General features: G+C 63.3%; 21 protein-coding genes. 9 read left to right on the plus strand and 12 right to left on the minus strand.

Annotated features, from left to right (window positions below; genetic code table 11):
- The first annotated feature begins 58 nt into the window (after positions 1-58).
- Positions 59-1,231 (plus strand): MFS transporter, encoded by a 1,173-nt coding sequence (locus tag P9236_RS22750; protein ID WP_278076885.1) that lies wholly within the window; start codon positions 59-61, stop codon positions 1,229-1,231.
- A 92-nt stretch (positions 1,232-1,323) separates the two neighbouring features.
- Here P9236_RS22750 and P9236_RS22755 read toward each other — a convergent pair whose 3' ends face one another.
- The 4 genes from P9236_RS22755 to P9236_RS22770 all read right to left on the minus strand — a co-directional run bounded on the left by P9236_RS22755 (position 1,324) and on the right by P9236_RS22770 (position 3,879).
- Positions 1,324-2,040, minus strand: coding sequence for a sulfite exporter TauE/SafE family protein (locus tag P9236_RS22755; RefSeq protein ID WP_278076814.1), 717 nt, complete (start codon positions 2,038-2,040; stop codon positions 1,324-1,326).
- A complete protein-coding gene (locus tag P9236_RS22760; RefSeq protein WP_278076815.1) occupies positions 2,037-3,365 on the minus strand; it encodes a cation diffusion facilitator family transporter in 1,329 nt (442 codons plus the stop codon). Before P9236_RS22760 ends, P9236_RS22755 begins: the two co-directional genes overlap by 4 nt.
- A 7-nt stretch (positions 3,366-3,372) precedes the next feature.
- The gene (locus P9236_RS22765; protein WP_071036188.1) at positions 3,373-3,630 is read right to left on the minus strand and encodes a metal-sensing transcriptional repressor; all 258 of its coding nucleotides are present in this window, start codon (positions 3,628-3,630) and stop codon (positions 3,373-3,375) included.
- 99 nt (positions 3,631-3,729) lie between these two features.
- Positions 3,730-3,879: a hypothetical protein gene (locus P9236_RS22770; RefSeq protein ID WP_095770090.1), complete on the minus strand. Its 150-nt coding sequence runs from the start codon at positions 3,877-3,879 to the stop codon at positions 3,730-3,732.
- A 206-nt stretch (positions 3,880-4,085) separates the two neighbouring features.
- On the opposite strand from P9236_RS22770, the gene P9236_RS22775 reads away from it, so the two are divergent.
- The gene (locus P9236_RS22775) at positions 4,086-4,268 is read left to right on the plus strand and encodes a hypothetical protein (protein ID WP_210324999.1); all 183 of its coding nucleotides are present in this window, start codon (positions 4,086-4,088) and stop codon (positions 4,266-4,268) included.
- Between the two features lie 3 nt (positions 4,269-4,271).
- Here the strand turns inward: P9236_RS22775 and P9236_RS22780 are convergent, their stop codons facing one another.
- Positions 4,272-4,481 (minus strand): hypothetical protein, encoded by a 210-nt coding sequence (locus tag P9236_RS22780; RefSeq protein WP_278076816.1) that lies wholly within the window; start codon positions 4,479-4,481, stop codon positions 4,272-4,274.
- A gap of 118 nt (positions 4,482-4,599) precedes the next feature.
- Here P9236_RS22780 and P9236_RS22785 point away from each other — a divergent pair, with 118 nt between their 5' ends.
- From P9236_RS22785 to P9236_RS22795, 3 genes are read left to right on the plus strand one after another with little or no spacing between them, the layout of a single operon-like run.
- Positions 4,600-4,911, plus strand: a complete 312-nt coding sequence (locus P9236_RS22785; RefSeq protein WP_278076817.1) for a PadR family transcriptional regulator — start codon at positions 4,600-4,602, stop codon at positions 4,909-4,911.
- Positions 4,912-4,957: 46 nt separating this feature from the next.
- A complete protein-coding gene (gene chrA, locus P9236_RS22790) occupies positions 4,958-6,115 on the plus strand; it encodes a chromate efflux transporter (protein WP_278076886.1) in 1,158 nt (385 codons plus the stop codon).
- Between the two features lie 13 nt (positions 6,116-6,128).
- Positions 6,129-6,512, plus strand: a complete 384-nt coding sequence (locus tag P9236_RS22795) for a VOC family protein (protein WP_278076818.1) — start codon at positions 6,129-6,131, stop codon at positions 6,510-6,512.
- Positions 6,513-6,585: 73 nt separating this feature from the next.
- Here the strand turns inward: P9236_RS22795 and P9236_RS22800 are convergent, their stop codons facing one another.
- On the minus strand, positions 6,586-6,936 hold the full coding sequence (locus P9236_RS22800) for an excalibur calcium-binding domain-containing protein (RefSeq protein WP_278076820.1): 351 nt from the start codon (positions 6,934-6,936) through the stop codon (positions 6,586-6,588).
- 129 nt (positions 6,937-7,065) lie between these two features.
- Here P9236_RS22800 and P9236_RS22805 point away from each other — a divergent pair, with 129 nt between their 5' ends.
- Positions 7,066-7,227, plus strand: coding sequence for a hypothetical protein (locus tag P9236_RS22805; RefSeq protein ID WP_278076821.1), 162 nt, complete (start codon positions 7,066-7,068; stop codon positions 7,225-7,227).
- 18 nt (positions 7,228-7,245) lie between these two features.
- Here the strand turns inward: P9236_RS22805 and P9236_RS22810 are convergent, their stop codons facing one another.
- Positions 7,246-7,431 (minus strand): hypothetical protein, encoded by a 186-nt coding sequence (locus tag P9236_RS22810; protein ID WP_278076822.1) that lies wholly within the window; start codon positions 7,429-7,431, stop codon positions 7,246-7,248.
- A gap of 282 nt (positions 7,432-7,713) precedes the next feature.
- On the opposite strand from P9236_RS22810, the gene P9236_RS22815 reads away from it, so the two are divergent.
- Positions 7,714-9,078 (plus strand): (Fe-S)-binding protein, encoded by a 1,365-nt coding sequence (locus P9236_RS22815; RefSeq protein WP_278076824.1) that lies wholly within the window; start codon positions 7,714-7,716, stop codon positions 9,076-9,078.
- A gap of 272 nt (positions 9,079-9,350) precedes the next feature.
- On the opposite strand, the gene P9236_RS22820 is transcribed toward P9236_RS22815, so the two are convergent.
- Together P9236_RS22820 and P9236_RS22825 are read right to left on the minus strand one after the other, a co-directional pair.
- Complete coding sequence (locus P9236_RS22820) at positions 9,351-10,091, minus strand: class I SAM-dependent methyltransferase (protein ID WP_278076825.1); 741 nt, start codon at positions 10,089-10,091, stop codon at positions 9,351-9,353.
- A 110-nt stretch (positions 10,092-10,201) separates the two neighbouring features.
- Positions 10,202-11,140 (minus strand): 2-dehydropantoate 2-reductase, encoded by a 939-nt coding sequence (locus P9236_RS22825; protein WP_278076826.1) that lies wholly within the window; start codon positions 11,138-11,140, stop codon positions 10,202-10,204.
- Between the two features lie 207 nt (positions 11,141-11,347).
- Here P9236_RS22825 and P9236_RS22830 point away from each other — a divergent pair, with 207 nt between their 5' ends.
- Both P9236_RS22830 and P9236_RS22835 read left to right on the plus strand, forming a co-directional pair.
- Positions 11,348-12,745 carry a sensor histidine kinase gene (locus P9236_RS22830; protein ID WP_278076887.1) on the plus strand — a complete coding sequence of 466 codons (1,398 nt, stop codon included), beginning with the start codon at positions 11,348-11,350 and terminating at the stop codon, positions 12,743-12,745.
- Complete coding sequence (locus tag P9236_RS22835; protein WP_278076827.1) at positions 12,742-13,386, plus strand: response regulator transcription factor; 645 nt, start codon at positions 12,742-12,744, stop codon at positions 13,384-13,386. The genes P9236_RS22830 and P9236_RS22835 overlap by 4 nt, the downstream gene beginning before the upstream one ends.
- 142 nt (positions 13,387-13,528) lie before the next feature.
- Here the strand turns inward: P9236_RS22835 and P9236_RS22840 are convergent, their stop codons facing one another.
- The 3 genes from P9236_RS22840 to P9236_RS22850 all read right to left on the minus strand — a co-directional run bounded on the left by P9236_RS22840 (position 13,529) and on the right by P9236_RS22850 (position 16,538).
- Positions 13,529-14,005 (minus strand): hypothetical protein, encoded by a 477-nt coding sequence (locus P9236_RS22840; RefSeq protein ID WP_278076828.1) that lies wholly within the window; start codon positions 14,003-14,005, stop codon positions 13,529-13,531.
- A gap of 610 nt (positions 14,006-14,615) precedes the next feature.
- On the minus strand, positions 14,616-15,251 hold the full coding sequence (locus P9236_RS22845) for a hypothetical protein (protein WP_278076829.1): 636 nt from the start codon (positions 15,249-15,251) through the stop codon (positions 14,616-14,618).
- A 381-nt stretch (positions 15,252-15,632) separates the two neighbouring features.
- The gene (locus tag P9236_RS22850) at positions 15,633-16,538 is read right to left on the minus strand and encodes a DMT family transporter (RefSeq protein WP_278076830.1); all 906 of its coding nucleotides are present in this window, start codon (positions 16,536-16,538) and stop codon (positions 15,633-15,635) included.
- Between the last annotated feature and the right edge of the window lie 338 nt (positions 16,539-16,876).

Here is a 16,876-nt window from a genome sequence, read left to right on the forward strand (position 1 = left end):
TGGCCCGGACGGTGTCGAGGAAGCCGGCCATGGGAGGAAAGGAGGCCGTGCCGCGGATATATACGCGGCGCGGGCCTTTCGAGACTTTGGCGACGGCTTTGCCGCGGTACTCTTGCCGGTATACCTGGCGTCGATCGGGCTTGGACCTCTCGAGATTGGCGTTGTCGCCACCGTCGCGCTCCTTGGTTCGGCACTGCTGACGCTCGGCATCGGGTTCCTGGCGGTGCGGGCAGACCGGCGCAGCCTGCTATTGGCTGCATCCGGCCTGATGATCGCAACCGGGCTGGCCTACGCAAGATCGAGCACTTATGCAGTCGTTTTGCTCGTGGCCTTTCTGGGCACGATCAACCCCTCCTCCGGCAGCGTCAGCATCTTTGTGCCGCTGGAGCATGCCGTCTTGTCGCGTCTCGTCGCGGATGCAGATCGCACCAAGGCTTTCGCACGCTACAGCCTGTTGGGCGCACTGGCGGCAGCGCTTGGCGCCCTTGCCGCAACCAGTCCGGACTTCCTGGTGACGATCGGCATGTCGCGGATCACGGCGCTGAAGGCAATGTTTGTCCTCTATGCCGTTCTTGGCGTGGCGGGGGGCACGGTGTACGCGCGCATTCCAGCTGGTCCGAAAACGTCTGCACAGGAGCGGCCCGCCGGGGCACTTGGGCCGTCGCGCACCATTGTTTACAAGCTGGCGGCCCTGTTCAGCATCGATGCGTTCGCCGGCGGTTTCGCGGTGCAGTCGCTCATGGCTCTGTGGCTGTTCAGCAAGTTTGGGCTTTCGCTATCGACTGCCGGGGTGTTCTTTTTCTGGTCGGGTGTTTTGTCGGCGGTTTCATTTCCGGTCGCCGCATGGCTGTCGAACCGCATCGGGCTTGTGAACACGATGGTGTTCACTCACATCCCGTCAAGCATTTGCCTGATCCTGGCTGCCCTGGTGCCGAACCTCGATGCCTCCCTGGCATTTCTTCTCGTACGCGCGGCGCTGTCCCAGATGGACGTGCCGACCCGCTCCTCATATGTGATGGCGGTCGTCACGCCACCCGAGCGGCCCGCGGCGGCGAGCGTCACCTCGGTGCCACGCAGCCTCGCCGCCGCTGCTAGCCCCGCCATTGCCGGCGCGCTATTTGCTGCGGGATTCGAAGCTTGGCCTCTGGTGATCTGCGGTGCCCTCAAGATCGTCTATGACCTGGCCTTGCTTTGGGCTTTCCGCCATATCAAGCCGCCCGAAGAGCGATGAGGCTGCGCCTGTCCGCAAGACGGCAGAAAACAGCCCGATTTCGGGCTGCGCGACCAGAATTCAGCCACCTCTGAACGCAAAAGCCAGCGGCCTCAAGCAACCAAGAACTGGCGCACCGCGGCGCCGACCAGGATCAATCCTGTTCCGATCTCCAATAGCGTCGAGATACGCGCGGTACTGGAGCCGAAGCGCTGAAGAACGACGGCGGAGCCTCTGCGAAACAGGACAGCCAGGCCAACGACGATACCAAGGGTAACCGCCACACCGGCCATCATGGCTATCGCGAAGACGATACCCGCCCACGGCACTCCGCGCGCTATCGCGAAGGTCATCACGAAAAGCGTCAACGGACACGGGATAAGCCCCGCCATGATACCAAACGCTTCCCCTTCATGGGCATGATGTTGGTGACGGCCGCGCAGCGCGCGCCAGATCATCCAAGCGCCTACGAGCCCGAGCAGCCCGCGGCTGAGAACTTCCAGCGCCGGAGCGCGGCCGACGCTGCCCAGCGCAATCGAGACCACTGGCAGCGCCAGCAGCGCAATCAGGACGGCAAGCGCGATATGCGTGAGGGAAAGTGCCAGCGATACCAGCAACCCTCGCGACAGCTTCACTTGCGATCCGGTGATATAGGCGGCAAGCAGCGTTTTGCTGTGGCCCGGCGTCAGCGCGTGGGCCGCGCCGAACACCACGCCCATCGGCAACACAGCAAACAGGGCAAGCCAGTTGCCGTCAGCGGCGAAGGATTTGAGGTGCTGCGCCACCGCCAGGTAGATCTCGCGCTGGTAGTCGAAGAGCGCCTGTATCATCCATGCATGTGCCCGTGCTGGTGGCCTTCCGGCTCCGCCATGGCGAAGGGCAGATCCTCGCTGTCGGCGCCGGCGGAAAGCTGCAGCCTGGCGCTGAATTCGTGCGGCTCGGCCGGGGCGGCCAGGCTCTGCAGGTAGTGGTGGTCGCCGGCGACCGGCGACAGCGGCAGGCGCTCGACCGTGCCGCCCGGCCGCTCGATGGCGACGTTCGCCTGCAGGCCCTCGGCATGGCGCGACAGGCGCAGGCGCATGCGCTCGCCCTGCGGCGTGTCGACGATCTCCAGGAGCCCGCTGGCGAGCTTGCCCGACACCAGGAACGGGTCGGGCGCGTGATGGTGAGCACCTTCGGCGCCCGACTCGGCGAAACGGACCGTGGCGATGTCGAGCGCCGGAATGTGCGCGAAAAGCTCGGCTTTCAGCGATGCGGCGATGTTGTTCGCGGCGGCGAGCAGCAGCCCGTCATTGACCGCGATCGCCACGTCGACATGCAGCTTGTGGCCGAGCCAGCGGGCCTTCGCCTCGGCCACCTTCTCGATGCCCACGACATGTTCGGCAGCGTGATGGATCTCGTCGACCAATCCGGGCTCCACCCCGTCGAGCATGCGGGTCAGCACAGAGCGCGCCGACTGCCAGACGATGCCGAAGATGGCGACGGTGATGATGAGGCCGATGATCGGGTCCGCTAGCGGAAAGCCAAGCCAGACGCCGATCGCACCTACGACGACGGCGAGGCTGGTCAATCCGTCTGTGCGGGCGTGATAGCCGTCGGCGATCAGCGCGGCGCTGTTGATCTCACGGCCGACGCGGATGCGGAACACGGCCACCGCCTCGTTGCCGAGGAAGCCGACGACGCCGGCAGCCGCGAGCCAGCCGAGGAACCGCACTGGCTGGGGATTGAGCAGGCGGTCCATCGCCTCGTATCCGGCGACAATCGCGCTCGCCAGGATGATGAGCACGATGACGATGCCGGCCAAATCCTCCACCCGGCCGAGGCCGTAGGTGAAGATCCGGGTCGGCTTGCGGCGCGCCAGCACGAAGGCGATCCAAAGCGGGATGGCGGTGGTCGCGTCGGCCATGTTGTGGATGGTGTCGGCAAGCAGCGCCACGCTTCCCGAAAACACGACGACGACAACCTGCAAGGCGGCCGTGATCGCCAGGATGACGAACGACCATTTGATCGCCCATATGCCGCGATCGGTGGTGGCGATCGTGGCGTCGATCACGCCATGGGTGTGGCCGTGCGGGCCATGATGATCATGGCTGTGCCCGCCATGGTCGTGACCATGAGCCCCGAACCCGAACCAGTCCAGAATTCTTGCCCACATGGCGGCCTCACAGATATTTGGTGAGCTGCTTCAGTTCCTTGAGCGTGTCCCTGGTCGGCTCGCCGCCTTCGACCAGGCAATGCTCCATGTGGTCGTGGATCAGCTCGCGCTTGGCGTTGCCGACCGCGCTTTCGACGGCATGAAGCTGTTGCGCGAGGTCGAGGCAGGAGCGTCCCTGCTCGAACATGGCGAGCACCGCGGCGAGATGGCCATGCGCGCGCTTGAGTCGGGCGATGATGTCGGGATGGGAGCTGTGTATCGTCATACGATTATCCTATCCCCCAGGGTAGGATGTAGCAATGGACGGAACGCCAGCAGTTCTGGTTGGCCTTGCGTATCCATCCCGGTCGATCGTCGCGAGAAACTAGTGCCGCTTGAAGTACTGAACCTCGCGCTCGTGCTTCTCGGCGGCCTCGCGCGACTTGAAGGTGCCGAGGTTCCGGCGCTTGCCGGTCCTCGGATCCACTTTACGCGAATAGAGACGGTATTCGCCGGACTTCAGCTTGCGGATCATGACGACCTCCTCTTCGATTTCATAGCTCCAACACCCTGGACCCGACCGGGTTCCGGCCGGGCCGAACGTGATCCATTTCACGGAAGGGATGGCCCGAATGTCGGAATCGACGTGGCAGCGACATAATTCGGTCGGATTATTTGTACTCAAATGACTTCCGCGACGTTATGGGTGCGTTGCGGCATGCCGGACTGGAGGAGGGTGAGATGGTGACGGCGAAGCTTCACGGCGTTGAACTCGTCAAGGGCCAGAAGTGGACGGTGCGCGTCACCGCCTACGGCACCACGCTGACCTTCCCCTTCGAGGCCGAGCAATATGCGCGTTCCTATGCCGACGGCCAGGCTTTCCGTCTCGGCGTCGAAGTGGTCGAGCTCAAGGACTGCGCCTGAGTTTTATCGCCAAGCCGTCTCGTTCTTCTTCTCGTAGTCGCTGAACGCCTTTTTCAGTCCGCCCAGCACCTCGGCGGCGGTTTCGAACATAGCCCTCAACTGCGGCTCATCCACCTTGGCGATATCCTGGCGCAGGTGATCCATCGTCTCCTGCAGCCGGATTTGCATGTTGTGCGTGTGGTGACGGGGGTCTTTGTCGCGTTCACTTGCCATGAGGGAGCTCCTTCCGTTGCTGATCCACCCGCCGGTGGTCCGGCGGTTGCAAACTCAACTCGCAAGGATATTATCGGTTCCCGATATCGAAACTCGATAGTGTGGAGTGGCGGTGGCGATGCAGCACCAGGAGCTGTTGGCAGGATTCATAAGGCTTCACATCCTGCACCACGCGGCCGAAGGCGATCTCTACGGGCAATGGATGATCGAGGAACTGGCGCGCCACGGTTACCGCGTCAGTCCCGGCACACTCTATCCGATGCTGCATGCCATGGAGCGCAAGGGCTATCTCGAGTCACGCATCGAGCGAACAGGCCGGTCGCAACGACGCCTCTACACAGCCACCCGTCATGGCCTCGAGGGGCTGGCGGCCGCGCAGGACAAGATCAGGGAGCTGTTTCGTGAAGTCGTCTCAGGACGCAGCGTCTGAACCGACACATCGGGTCACCGCATTCCCGACCGGCGCGGCCTGGGAGGTGCTCGCGGCTTTCACCAAACTGGGCGTGAGCTCGTTCGGCGGGCCGATCGCCCATCTCGGCTATTTCCGCGACGAATTGGTGCTCCGGCGTAAATGGATCGACGAGGAAGGCTACGCCGACATCGTGGCGCTCTGCCAGTTCCTGCCTGGCCCCGCAAGCAGCCAGGTGGCGTTTGCGCTCGGAATGCTGCGCGCCGGTCCGTTGGGCGCGGCGGCCGCCTGGATCGGCTTCACGCTGCCTTCCGCCATCCTGCTCGTTCTCTTCGCCTATGGATCGTCCGCTTTCGCGGGAACGGCCGAGGCCGGCCTGTTGCACGGCCTGAAGGTGGTGGCCGTTGCGGTCGTCGCGCAAGCGGTGTGGGGCATGGCGCGGAGCCTCACGCCGGATCGGGAACGGGCGGCAATCGCGCTTACGGCGGTGCTGATCGTAACTTTCGCGGCCAGCTCCGTCGCCCAGATCGCCGCGATCGCTCTTGGAAGCCTTGCCGGATTATGGCTGTGCCGAAGCGGAAGCACGCCGGCGATCGGTGAGTTGCATTTGCGTGTTTCCAAAACGTTCGGCATGCTGGCGCTCGGTGCCTTCGCCCTGCTCTTCGTGCTGTCGATGCTGCTTGCGGGACAGGCCCAGGCCATCGCTCTCTTCGCAGCCTTCTATCGCGCGGGTTCGCTGGTCTTCGGCGGCGGACATGTGGTTCTGCCCTTGCTGCAGGCGCAGGTCGTTGCACCCGGCTGGGTGGACAACAACGCCTTCCTCGCCGGCTATGGCGCGGCCCAGGCGGTGCCGGGTCCGCTCTTCACCTTCGCGGCCTATCTCGGAGCGGTCATGGGGCCGGCGCCGAACGGCATCGCCGGGGCGACGATCGCGCTTGTCGCGCTCTTCCTGCCCGGGCTGCTGCTGGTCGTCGGAGCGCTGCCGTTCTGGGACGACTTTCGCTCAAGGCCGATGGCCCAGGCGGCGATGCGCGGCGCGAACGCGGCCGTCGTCGGAATTCTGGGCGCCGCCCTCTACAACCCGGTCTGGACCAGCGCCATCCGCGTGCCAGGCGACTTCGCGCTGGCGCTGGCGGGCTTTCTCCTGCTCACCGTCTGGAGGGCACCCCCGTGGATCGTGGTCGTTTTGCTGGCGGCGGCGAGCACGATCCTTGCTTTGACCTGAAAGGAGCAAGACCATGGCAACAGTGAATGTCCGCTACATTGTCGACGATGTGGACGCGGCCATCGCGTTCTACACGAAAGCGCTCGGCTTCTCCGTCGTGATGCATCCGGCGCCGAGTTTCGCCATGCTGGACAAAGGCGACCTTCGACTGCTGATCAACGCAACGACCGGGCCGGGCGGCGCATCCCAGCCGATGCCCGACGGCCGCAAGCCGGCACCCGGCGGTTGGAACCGAATCCAGATCGAGGTTGCGGATATCGAGGACGAGGTCGCCCGTTTGAAGGCCCTCGGCGCCCGGTTTCGCAATGACACCGTTGCCGGAATCGGCGGCAGGCAGATCCTGCTCGACGACCCCGCCGGCAATCCGATCGAGCTGTTCGAGCCGCCACGCAAGTAGCTTCGCCGTTCCGTAGCCGGCCATCTCGGACGAGCAACCGCGGGTCGATCGTCAAGAGGGATATCGCTCGATCCTATCTGCCCGTACGCCAATGGCGGTGCACCCTCACCCCGCTCGCATTCGCCCCATATCCTGCGTACCAGCGCTCGCATGCGATGCCGTCGTGGTCGGCGTCGTGCGTCGGCCAGTAGCCGGGCTCTCCGGCGCGTGCCGGCGCAAGGCCGACCAAGCGGGCGGTGGCGCAGTTGGGAAAGGCGGCAAGGTGGCGCAGCAACGACAACGGCGAAGCGAAGTGGATGCCGATCGAGCCGTCGACGACGTAGGCGCAAAGCAGGATGAAAGGCGCGAACAGCGCCACCCTTCTCCATTTGCCCAGCCGGCGGCGCTGGTGGGCCGACGGCCAATGGAAGAACGGCAGGAACATCCCGCCAAGCCCCCGCTAACAACCCAATTAAAATTAGCAATCCGTTGTATTCAATGCAAATCAGGATCATGCTCGACTTGTTCATGAAACCACATGCGCAGCATGCGGGTTCAAACGGAGTAAAGCGCCATGGAATTTGCTGTCTGCTACGACCACAGCGGGACCGACCTGGCGTTGTCGATCTTCCTCTATATCACGGCCTTCCTCGTGATCCTGGCGCCCTTGGCCGCGGCGCGGCTGATCGAGAAATCGCGCGCAGATTCCGTCGAGCGGCTGGAGATGGCGTGGTAGTCCGAGGGTGTTTGCCGGTTAGGACGAGCCCACCTTCGGCATCGGTATATCGCCGAACAGCGCCGAGCAATCGATCTCGTCGCGGAAGAGCGCATCGGGATCGAGCACCAGCCATGAGGCGTGCGTGCGCAGATATTTCAGCCTGGCGTTTTTTTCAGCGCGTGCCTGGCGCTCCGCCTCCGCGAGCGTGACCACGGCCGCCATTTCGGCCTTGTCGGGATGAGACCCGTTCGACATAGCGACATAGAACGCGGCCGCCCTATCCGCCGTTCCATCGCAAGCAAGGCATCCTCGAGGAACGACCCAGCCGCCTCGGCAAGTCGTGGAAACCACTTCGAGATTTCCCGCAGCCGCGGATCTCACCTCGCGCAGCTGTCCCAGGCGGCGGACGAAAGCCTCGTGCTTCAAGATTGCCGATTGTCATGCTAGTTTCTGGTCTGCCAATGCGCGCGTACGGCCCATCCGTCAGCAGACTCGGAGTCGGCGATGCCCCTGGTGAACGAGACATCCTTCGAGGCGGCTCTGGGCGAACGCGTCCAGGATATGCTTGACGCCTGCACGCGATGTGGCAAGTGCGTTGGGGTTTGTCCAAGCGTGGCGCCCGCCGGCATCTCGGATGCGCAGCCCGAAGACCTCATCGGCGGTATTCTTGATCTTGTCCGCACCGGTGACGGTCCGGAGACGTCCCGTAAATGGGCAGCCTCCTGCATGCTCAGCGGAGAATGTATCAAGGCGTGCGATTACGGCGTCAATCCACGCTTTCTCCTTGCCATGGCACGACTTGGCATTGCGAAGTCCGAAAAAGAGCTTGCTGAACGACGCCGGCAAGGCGTGGAGAGATACCGCGAGGTCAGCCGCGGTGTGACGATGCTGTCGCGTTTGCAACTCGATGCGGAGATGCTGGAGCGGCTGGGTCAAAAGTCAGCGTCGGCATCCATGCCCGCCAAGACGGCGGATTTCGTCTTCTACACCGGCTGCAACGTGCTCAAGACGCCGCATATCGCCTTGCTTGCCCTCGATATCATGGACGTGCTCGGCGTCAGCTACCAGGTCATGGGTGGCCCCAGCCATTGCTGCGGCATTTCGCAGCTCAGGTCCGGCGACGCCGAGATGGCCGGCCGCCTTGGGTCGAACAGCATGGAGAAGCTGTCGCACTCCAGGTCGGGACAGGTGATCACCTGGTGTCCAACTTGCTACATCCAGTTCACCGAAACCATTCTGCCGACGGTGGAACGACAGCGTGGCTCCCGCCCGTTCGAGATGAACCCGTTCATGGGGTTCCTTGGCGATCGGCTGGCGCAGCTGAAGCCGCACCTGCGGCGCAGGGTCGAGATGCGCGTCGCATTGCACAAGCATCCTGGCGTAGCCGGCGTCGTGGAAGCCGCCACCGGAATCCTGAAGACCGTCCCCGGTATCGAACTTGTCGATCTGAACCAGCCGGCTGTGGGTCTGCAGAGCGTGCATGTCGGCGCACTTCCAAAGTTCAAGCGCGAGTTGCAGCTTAGGGAACTTCAAGCGGCGCGTGACGCGGGCGTCGACGCGCTGGTCGCTGTTTATCATTCCGATCATCGCGAACTGTGTGCACACGAGCGCGATTGGCCATTCCGCATCATCAATATCCTTGAAGTGGTTGGTGAAAGCATGGGGTTGCACCGGCACGATCGCTACAAGCAGCTCAAGGTCATGCAGGACGCCGACCAGATCGTCACCGAATGTAGCGACCTGATCGCCAAGCACTCTCTTGATCCCCGCGATGCTCGTGAGGTCGTGGTCAGGGTGCTGCTCGGTGACCAGCCGCTCCCTCTGAAGGGCGGCCACGAGGGTGGCGCGAGCGTCCTGGCGCCATCTTGAGTGTTGGCATCCTGGCCCATCACGTCATTCGCGGCGGTTTCCGCTTGGATGAGATGCTCGCCTGACGCGCCGACCAAAGCGCGTTCGAAAACGGATACGACGCTCTTAACATCTTCGCTTTTTGCATGTCGTTCGCCCCAAAACCGCTGCGCACTTTGGGCGACATGCATTAAAGCGCGTCGCGATCTTTCAGATTCGCTCCATGCGCTTTAGGTTTTGATTTTACGCATGTCTTTGTCCCGAAACCGGTACCCACTTTCGGGAGACATGCTTTAGTTCCAGTAGCGGAACACCCTGCCCATTCTGTTGGGCATCGTGAAAATCTCCTCCGCGTGCGAAAAGCCCGCGTCCCTGCCCATCGCGAGCCATGTTGCGACGGTTTCCGGGAAATCGGCCAGAAGCATGTGCCTTTCCATCGACGCGAACTCCTCGTCGGAAACGGCCGACCATTCGTCGCGCAACAGGGAGAAGCGCGCAAGCCAGGCGGCGCGATCCTCTCCCTCGAAGAGTGCCGGCTCCCAGATGGCGAACAGACCCAGCCCTCCCAGGGCTCTGTGGGCGTCCCGCATCAGTCTGGCCTTGCCTTCGGTCGGCAGATGATGCAGCGACATGCCGATCCAGATCACATCGACCGGCTCCGACCATTTCGCCATCGCCTGCGCGAAATCACCGCAACGCAGCTCGACGGGACAAGGAAGGCTGTCGAGCGCCTGCGCCGCAAGCCGCAGCGACGCCTCCGACAAGTCGATGCCGACATAGTTGCCGATCGCCATGGTCCTCAGCATCGCCGCGGAGGCGCTGGCATCTCCACAGGCAATATCGAGGAACCGGAACGACGCCGGCGCCTGCTCGACGAGCAGGCCGCGAAGAAGGCCATAGACCTCGCGATGATACATGAGGTTCGCACCCACGACCCTGCGGTAGGTGTCGAGCTCCCTGTTGAACATGTCCTGCGAGCCGGCGACCTTCGTACCTATCGTCACCGGCATGCTTTCGGTCGATGTGCTTGCCATGATGTCCTTCCTCGAACCTCGAAGAGCCTGGTAGAGCGGTTCGTCGGTTCACCGAAACGTGGAGCCGCTCTAACTCTTTGTTTTCACGCAATTCCGGACGGAAACCGTCTTCACGCTTTTTCTCGAGTTGCTCTAGCGGCCCCACCCGATGCGTGCAGATGCAGGGCGCGGAACACCGCGGTGTGGCCGGGCGTCGCCACGCCCAGTTTCATACCCAATTCGTGCATGCGCCCGGACAGCCAGGCGACCTCGATGGGCTTGCCTCTGTCGAGGTCGTTGGCCATCGACGATTTCACATGTGGAGGAAGCACGGCCCACCTCGCGACGACACGGTCCTCGAACCCTTCGGCCAACGGGTGGCCGGCCGCGGCGGCGATCGCCATCCCCTCGTCACGCAATTGCTCGATGAAGGTGCGGGCTTCGGGATCCGCCAGGATCGGACCGATCCCCGAACGCATGAGCGAGGTACCGCCGGAGAAAGCCGCGAGCGTCACGAACTTTTCCCACAACACGCCGTCGATGTCGGCGACCGGCTTCAGCTCGAGCCCGACGGCTCGATCGCAAAGCGCCTGCAGCTCGTGGATGACGGGATCGCGATGCCCGCCAACGAGAATGTGCGGCAGCCCGCCCGAATGGACGACCTCTCCGGGCCTGTCGATGAAACCGGAAAGGTAGGTGGCGCCGCCGATCACCTTGTCGCCGCGAACATGGCGGCGCAGAATCTCGATGCCGTCGATGCCGTTTTGCAACGTCACGACGCGGGTATTGCCGGCAATCAGCGGTCCCAGCGCCGCTGCGGCCGTCTCGCTGTCGTAGAGCTTGACCGCGAAGATCACGAGATCGACGGGGCCGATGTCGGCCGGAGCGGCGCTCGCGGACACGGTGGGTAGGAAGACGTCGCCGGTGTCGCTCCGAATTCGTAGGCCGTTCCGGCGCATTGCTTCAAGATGCGCACCGCGAGCAATGAAGCTGACGTCGCCCCCTGCCTCGGCGAGCCTTGCGCCGACATAGCCGCCGATGCCGCCCGCTCCCATCATTGCGATCCGCATGCCGTCCCTCTCGACGCCAGCTGCCGCTATCGCCGCGACGCCGGAACGCACCCGCGGGTCGCTATAATATTAGCTGTTTCTTTATTAACTCGCCAGTCGGCGCTGGAGCCGCCCGGTTAACCTTCGCCATGGGGACGGACCAAGGTCGGTGTCGCAATCGTTGCGCCTGGCCTATAATCCTTGCCAGCGGCGGGGTGAATCATGCGTATGCTCAGGGAGATCTTGAAACGACTTGTGCAAATCTGGGGCGGGCGTTCGCTGGCCTGGCAATTCGTGATTGCCGGAGGCATCGTGCTTCTGGCGGTGATGCTGGTTGTGGGCCTGTGGGTGACATCGCAGATCCGCCAAGGTGTCATGCACAATTCCGCCACCACCACCGCGCTCTATGTCGACAGCGTGATCGCGCCGCTCTTGCCTGACCTGCGCAAGAGCCAGCAGTTGGACTCCACCGTCAAGCGGGCGCTGGACGAGACGCTCGGACAGGGAGCCTTGGGAAAGCGGCTGGTGTCGTTCAAGCTGTGGCGACGCGACGGCACGATCCTTTATTCCAAGGATTCCGACCTCATCGGCAAACGGTTCAAGCCGAACCCCAACCTGATCGCCGCCTTCGCCGGCAACGTCATGGTCAAATACAACCAGCTGGAGGACGAGGAAAACGACAAGGAACGGGCGCTCGGCCTGCCGCTGCTCGAGATCTACAATCCGGTGCGCGAGCCTTGGTCCGGCGATGTCGTCGCCGTCACGGAGTTCTACGAACTGTCCGGCGACTTCGAGGAATCGCTGCGCGCCGCCCTGTTGTGGAGCTGGCTGGTGGTCGCCGCCGCCACGGCGGCCTCGCTGGCGCTTTTGTCGGGCATCGTGTTTCGCGGCAGCCGAACCATCCAGACACAGCGCGCGGCGCTGGAGGCCAAGGTCGCCGAGCTGCAGACGGCGCTGGCGCAGAATTCGTCGCTGCGCCAGCGCGTGCAGCGTGCCTCGCGCCGCGCCACCGCCATCAACGAGCGGTATCTGAGACGCATTGGCGCCGACCTGCATGACGGGCCCGCGCAGCTGGTGGCGCTCGCCGCGCTCAGGATGGACAGCCCGGTGCTGGTCGATCCGTCGACGCCGAAACCGCAGCGCGAGGCCGAGATCGCCGGCATCCACAAGACGCTAGGCGAGGCGATGCGCGAGATACGCGGCATCTGCAACGGCCTGGTGCTGCCGCAGATCGAGACGCAGGCGGTGGCCGACATATTGCGGCTGGCGGTGGCCGAGCATGAGCGCCGCACCGACACCAAGGTGCTGCTCACCCTGCCGGAGCGCTTGCCGGAACTCGGCACCTCGGAGAAGATCAGCATCTATCGTTTCGTGCAGGAAGGGCTGAACAACGCCTACCGGCACGGCAAGGGCAAGGGCCAGCAGGTGAGAGCCACGATGAAGGGCGGCAAGCTGCTGGTCGAGGTGCAGGACACCGGACCGGGCTTCGATCCCGCAAGGAGCGAAGGCCTCGGACTCGCCGGCCTCAGGGAGCGCATCGAAAGCATCGGCGGACAATTCGAGACGCTTTCGGGTCCTGGAGGAACGAGACTGGTAATCACATTGTCTGTCGAGGAGCAGCCGTGAACACACCCATCCGCATCGCCATTGTCGACGACCATCCGCTGTTCCGCGAGGGCGTGGCGCGCAGCCTCGGCGAGATCGGCGGCTTCGAGCTTGTAGGCGAAGGCGCCAGCGCCGAAGATGCCGAAAGGCTGGTCCGCGCCAACGCGCCCGACATCCTGATGCTCGACATCAGCATGCCGGGCGGCGGCCTCAATGCGCTGGCCAGCATCCTTTCCGCCGTCCCCGAGCAGAAGATCGTCATGCTGACGGTTTCGGAAACCAACGCCGACGTGGCGCAGGCGCTGAAGGCGGGCGCGCGAGGCTACGTGCTGAAGGGCGTCGGCTCCAAGTCGCTGGCCGAAATCCTGCGCGATGTCGCCAACGGCCAGAGCTACGTCTCGCCGACGCTGTCGGCCCGGCTGCTGTCCGACCTGTTGCAGCCCACCGGTCGCAAGCCCGATCCGCTCAGCCAGCTTACCGGCCGCGAGGCCGAAATCCTGCGGCTGGTGGCCGAGGGCTTGAGCAACAAGGAAGTCGCCGCCCGGCTGTCGCTGCAAGAAAAGACGGTCAAACACCACATGACCAGGGTGCTCGCCAAGCTCAACGTGCGCAATCGGACGGAAGCGGCGCTGCTGATGCATGAGGCGAAAGACAGGCAGTAGGGATTAGGCAGTAGGGAATAGGAAAAAAGCACTCTACTGCCCAATCCCCACTGCCTATTCCCTAAACGCAAATCACCCCCGCCTCCGGAAGACGGGGGTGACATGCGAGGGTATGGGAAAAGGGGGTAGCTTCTCTCAACCCTCACAAGCTTAGCAGACGGGCCAGATCCTCCTGTGTCGCCCGCCGTTCGACGATGGTGCGGCCTTGCGCATCGGTCATCTCGAAGCGGCCGTTCTCGATCTCCTCCTTCATGCCGTTGCGGTGGATCACCGTGATCTTGTTGCCGTCGATCTCGACGGTATCGCCGGTATTGGCATCGACATGACTTGCCTTGCCCGGGTTGGTGTTGCCTTTGCCGCTGTTGTTGCCGGGACCGGCATTGGCATTGTTGCCACCAGCGTTGCCGTTGCTCGAATTGCCCCCGCTGCTGTTGCCGCCGCCATTGCCGCCGCCACCACCATTGCCTCCACCACCATTGCCGTTGCCGGCATAAGCGGTGGCCACGAGGAACTTGGCCGCGCTATCGGGCATGAAATGAAAAGTCGCGACAGCAAGCGCCAGCGCGGCCGTGCCGCGCAGCGTGAAACGAGCAAGCCTTTGGAAGGCGGGTTTGCGCATGCTGTCCTTTTTTGTACCGGTCCCGCCTCGGCCCTGCCGAAGTTCCGCTCTCGGCCTGACCAAGGCGGAACCGGTGTCTTCACTAGGAAAGGATTCACAGTTTGGTAAGGCTACGGAAGTGGCCCACGACCCATGCCATGTCCAGTCGGACTTTTTTTGCGGCCGCTTGGGGACCATTGTCGCAACCACTGGGAGAACAGCTCGAAGCCGCGAGTGCCGCAGCGTTAACCAAATCGCTTGGAAATTCGCCGGCAATTCACTATGACTGGGGCACGCGAGAACCACGCGGACGCCAAACGAACCGCGGCATCCTATGGCGCAAGCGTCACCTGGGCGCAAAAAGGCGCTGTAACACTTTAGATTGCGTATGGATTCTCCCCCGACCTGCGGGGCCATACGCCAAGGGTCCGTCTATCCGGCAATCGTGCCCAAGGGCCCAAAAAAGTACCCCCGCCAAAGGGCGGGGGCAAGGTGAGCAGCGGGAGTTCCGTCATAAGACGATCAGGACCGAAGAGACGAAGCAAAAGGTGGCAACCTGATTTTGCAGCGCTGGCCTTTGGCCCCTTAACGATCTAATCCAGATAGAACCTCGCTCTCACAAACTCTCTTCTCACAAACTCTTCAGGCGACTGAGATCGGCCATTGTGGCCTTGCGCTCGACGATGGTGCGACCAAACTTGTCCTCCATCCTGAAACGGCCGTTCTCGATCCTCTCCTTCATTCCGTTCCGGTGCGTGACCTGAATGCTGTTGCCACTGACCTCGACCTTGTCGCCGGTGGCCGCGTTCACATGATCGTCGACATCGGCGATGCTGGCGTTCGCGGTGCCGGCGCTGCTTACGCTGCCGCCCGTTCCACCACTGTTGCCGATGTTTCCACCGCTGTTGCTGTTACCCCCGGCGTTCCCGCTATTGCCGTTACCGTTCGAACCGCTGTTTCCGTTGCCGCTGTTGCTGCCGCTGTTGCTGCCGCTATTTCCGCCGCCGTCGCTGCTGCCGCTGTTGCCGCCGGAATTGCCGTTAGAGCCGCCGTTCCCGCTATTTCCGTTTCCGCCGCTATTTCCGCCGTTGCCGCTATTTCCACCGCCATTGCCGTTGCCGCCATTACCATTGCCGTTGCCGCCTTTGCCGGCATAGGCCTTGGTCACGACAGAACCGTCCAAGGAGAGTTGAAGAGGCGCGACAAACAACGCCAGCGCAGTGAGCGCCCGCAAGCCAAGCCTGCAGCCCATGCGCGCTGCGCGCATCCCATTCTCCCCATACCGGCCACCCAGCCCTTCGGCCGAACTACCCCACCGGCAATGTCGCAGCATCAGCATCCCCAATCAGCGCGTCATGGGGAAGTGGCCCACGACCCTTGTCTTGTTTTCTCAGACCTTTTCCGCAAAGGCATAAGACCTAAGTCTTATCTCAACCACCGGATGTGGTCCGGCGCAGCTGCGCGCACGGCTTTTTTCCTTTGCCCTGCCAGCGGCTTAAAGCACGCCGCGGTGAAACGAATTCAGGCAACATGCTTTAAGTGTTTGTTTTTCTGCACGCCGTTTCCCCCCTGCGCACTTTTGGGCGATATGTTTCTTTGGCTCACGCATGTCGTTGTCCCAAAACCGCTGCGCACTTTGCGACATGCGTCAGCCGGGCGACGGAACCGGCGCCCTCGCCGTCACGGCCGCGCCAAAAGCGGCGGCGATCACGGCGCCGATACCGGCGCATTGCAAGGCGCTCAAGCTCTCATGCAGGAAGAGAAAACCTGTCAGCGCGCCGCCCGCAGGTTCCAGACAGACGATCATGCCATAGACTTTCGCCGGCATTCTGGCCAGCACCATCATCTCCAGCCAGAAGGGCAGCGCGCTGGAAAACAGCCCGACGACGACCGCACCCGTCATGACATGCGGGTCGGTGAGATAGGGTTGCGCGGCGGTGAAGCCGAAGGGCAGCGCAACAAGCGCCGCGATCGCCATGCCATAGGCCGAGGTACGGGCGCCAAGGCCGGCGCCGGCCTTCTGCGCGAAGATGATGTAGAGTCCCCAGCAGCAGCCTGCGGCAAGCGCGAGCAGCACGCCCGCCGGATCGAGCCCGCGGCTGACATCGGCCACATGGTCGACGTCAGCAAACGGCGAAAGCAGCACGATGCCGGCGACCGCCAGCAGCACCCAGACAAGGTCGAGCAGGCGCCTGGAACCCAGCGTCGCGACGAAAAGCGGGCCGGTAAATTCAAGCGCGACGCAGACGCCCAGCGGAATGCGTTCGAGCGCGGCATAGAAGAGCAGATTCATGACCGAAACAGTGACGCCGTAGGCGGCAAGCCAGGGCAAACCTTGGCGCGTCGGCAGCACCTTCCACGGCCGCAGCACCGCCGCCAGCATCAGCGCGCCGATGGCAAGCCTCAGCATCGTCGTGCCCTCCGCCCCGAGGACCGGGAACAGGCCCTTGGCGAAGGCGGCGCCCACCTGCACCGATAGAATGGCGCCAAGCAGGCCGAGGACGGGCAAGGCGCCCAGCTGCGCCTCCGGTTTTGCGATCGACGTCGGCGTCACTTCCTCTCCATTTCCCCGCCAGCATGGTCGGATGCGGAGATAGAGCCTGGCGGCCGCGCTGTCGTGAGGCAGCGGGCGGCGGATGCTGGGACAGGGCGAGGCGACGACCACCGCCCTCTCCCCGAGGCCTGCTGCGCTGCACAAAGCATTGAAATCCAAGGCTCTTTTATAGGCAGCGACATAAGAATCAATGGCTACGTCGTAGACCTCCATCCAGTATCAGGCGTTTCCCGCTGTGGTTGCCGGCAAACCTTCTCACCATCGTTGGCGATAAATACTTCCGTGAAGCTCAGACCAACTGCCCATAAATATATGGGACCATTGGAAGGTTCAGCCCA

It is taken from the genome of Mesorhizobium sp. WSM4884, from assembly GCF_029625675.1.
Classification (GTDB): domain Bacteria; phylum Pseudomonadota; class Alphaproteobacteria; order Rhizobiales; family Rhizobiaceae; genus Mesorhizobium.

Bases quoted from the DNA above. Each gene is read 5' to 3' on its own strand.
- P9236_RS22755 (WP_278076814.1), bottom strand. From the start codon at position 2,040: ATGATACAGGCGCTCTTCGACTACCAGCGCGAGATCTACCTGGCGGTG.
- P9236_RS22760 (WP_278076815.1), bottom strand. From the start codon at position 3,365: ATGTGGGCAAGAATTCTGGACTGGTTCGGGTTCGGGGCTCATGGTCAC.
- P9236_RS22765 (WP_071036188.1), bottom strand. From the start codon at position 3,630: ATGACGATACACAGCTCCCATCCCGACATCATCGCCCGACTCAAGCGC.
- P9236_RS22770 (WP_095770090.1), bottom strand. From the start codon at position 3,879: ATGATCCGCAAGCTGAAGTCCGGCGAATACCGTCTCTATTCGCGTAAA.
- P9236_RS22775 (WP_210324999.1), top strand. From the start codon at position 4,086: ATGGTGACGGCGAAGCTTCACGGCGTTGAACTCGTCAAGGGCCAGAAG.
- P9236_RS22780 (WP_278076816.1), bottom strand. From the start codon at position 4,481: ATGGCAAGTGAACGCGACAAAGACCCCCGTCACCACACGCACAACATG.
- P9236_RS22785 (WP_278076817.1), top strand. From the start codon at position 4,600: ATGCAGCACCAGGAGCTGTTGGCAGGATTCATAAGGCTTCACATCCTG.
- P9236_RS22795 (WP_278076818.1), top strand. From the start codon at position 6,129: ATGGCAACAGTGAATGTCCGCTACATTGTCGACGATGTGGACGCGGCC.
- P9236_RS22800 (WP_278076820.1), bottom strand. From the start codon at position 6,936: ATGTTCCTGCCGTTCTTCCATTGGCCGTCGGCCCACCAGCGCCGCCGG.
- P9236_RS22805 (WP_278076821.1), top strand. From the start codon at position 7,066: ATGGAATTTGCTGTCTGCTACGACCACAGCGGGACCGACCTGGCGTTG.
- P9236_RS22810 (WP_278076822.1), bottom strand. From the start codon at position 7,431: ATGGCGGCCGTGGTCACGCTCGCGGAGGCGGAGCGCCAGGCACGCGCT.
- P9236_RS22815 (WP_278076824.1), top strand. From the start codon at position 7,714: ATGCCCCTGGTGAACGAGACATCCTTCGAGGCGGCTCTGGGCGAACGC.
- P9236_RS22820 (WP_278076825.1), bottom strand. From the start codon at position 10,091: ATGGCAAGCACATCGACCGAAAGCATGCCGGTGACGATAGGTACGAAG.
- P9236_RS22825 (WP_278076826.1), bottom strand. From the start codon at position 11,140: ATGCGGATCGCAATGATGGGAGCGGGCGGCATCGGCGGCTATGTCGGC.
- P9236_RS22830 (WP_278076887.1), top strand. From the start codon at position 11,348: ATGCTCAGGGAGATCTTGAAACGACTTGTGCAAATCTGGGGCGGGCGT.
- P9236_RS22840 (WP_278076828.1), bottom strand. From the start codon at position 14,005: ATGCGCAAACCCGCCTTCCAAAGGCTTGCTCGTTTCACGCTGCGCGGC.
- P9236_RS22845 (WP_278076829.1), bottom strand. From the start codon at position 15,251: ATGCGCGCAGCGCGCATGGGCTGCAGGCTTGGCTTGCGGGCGCTCACT.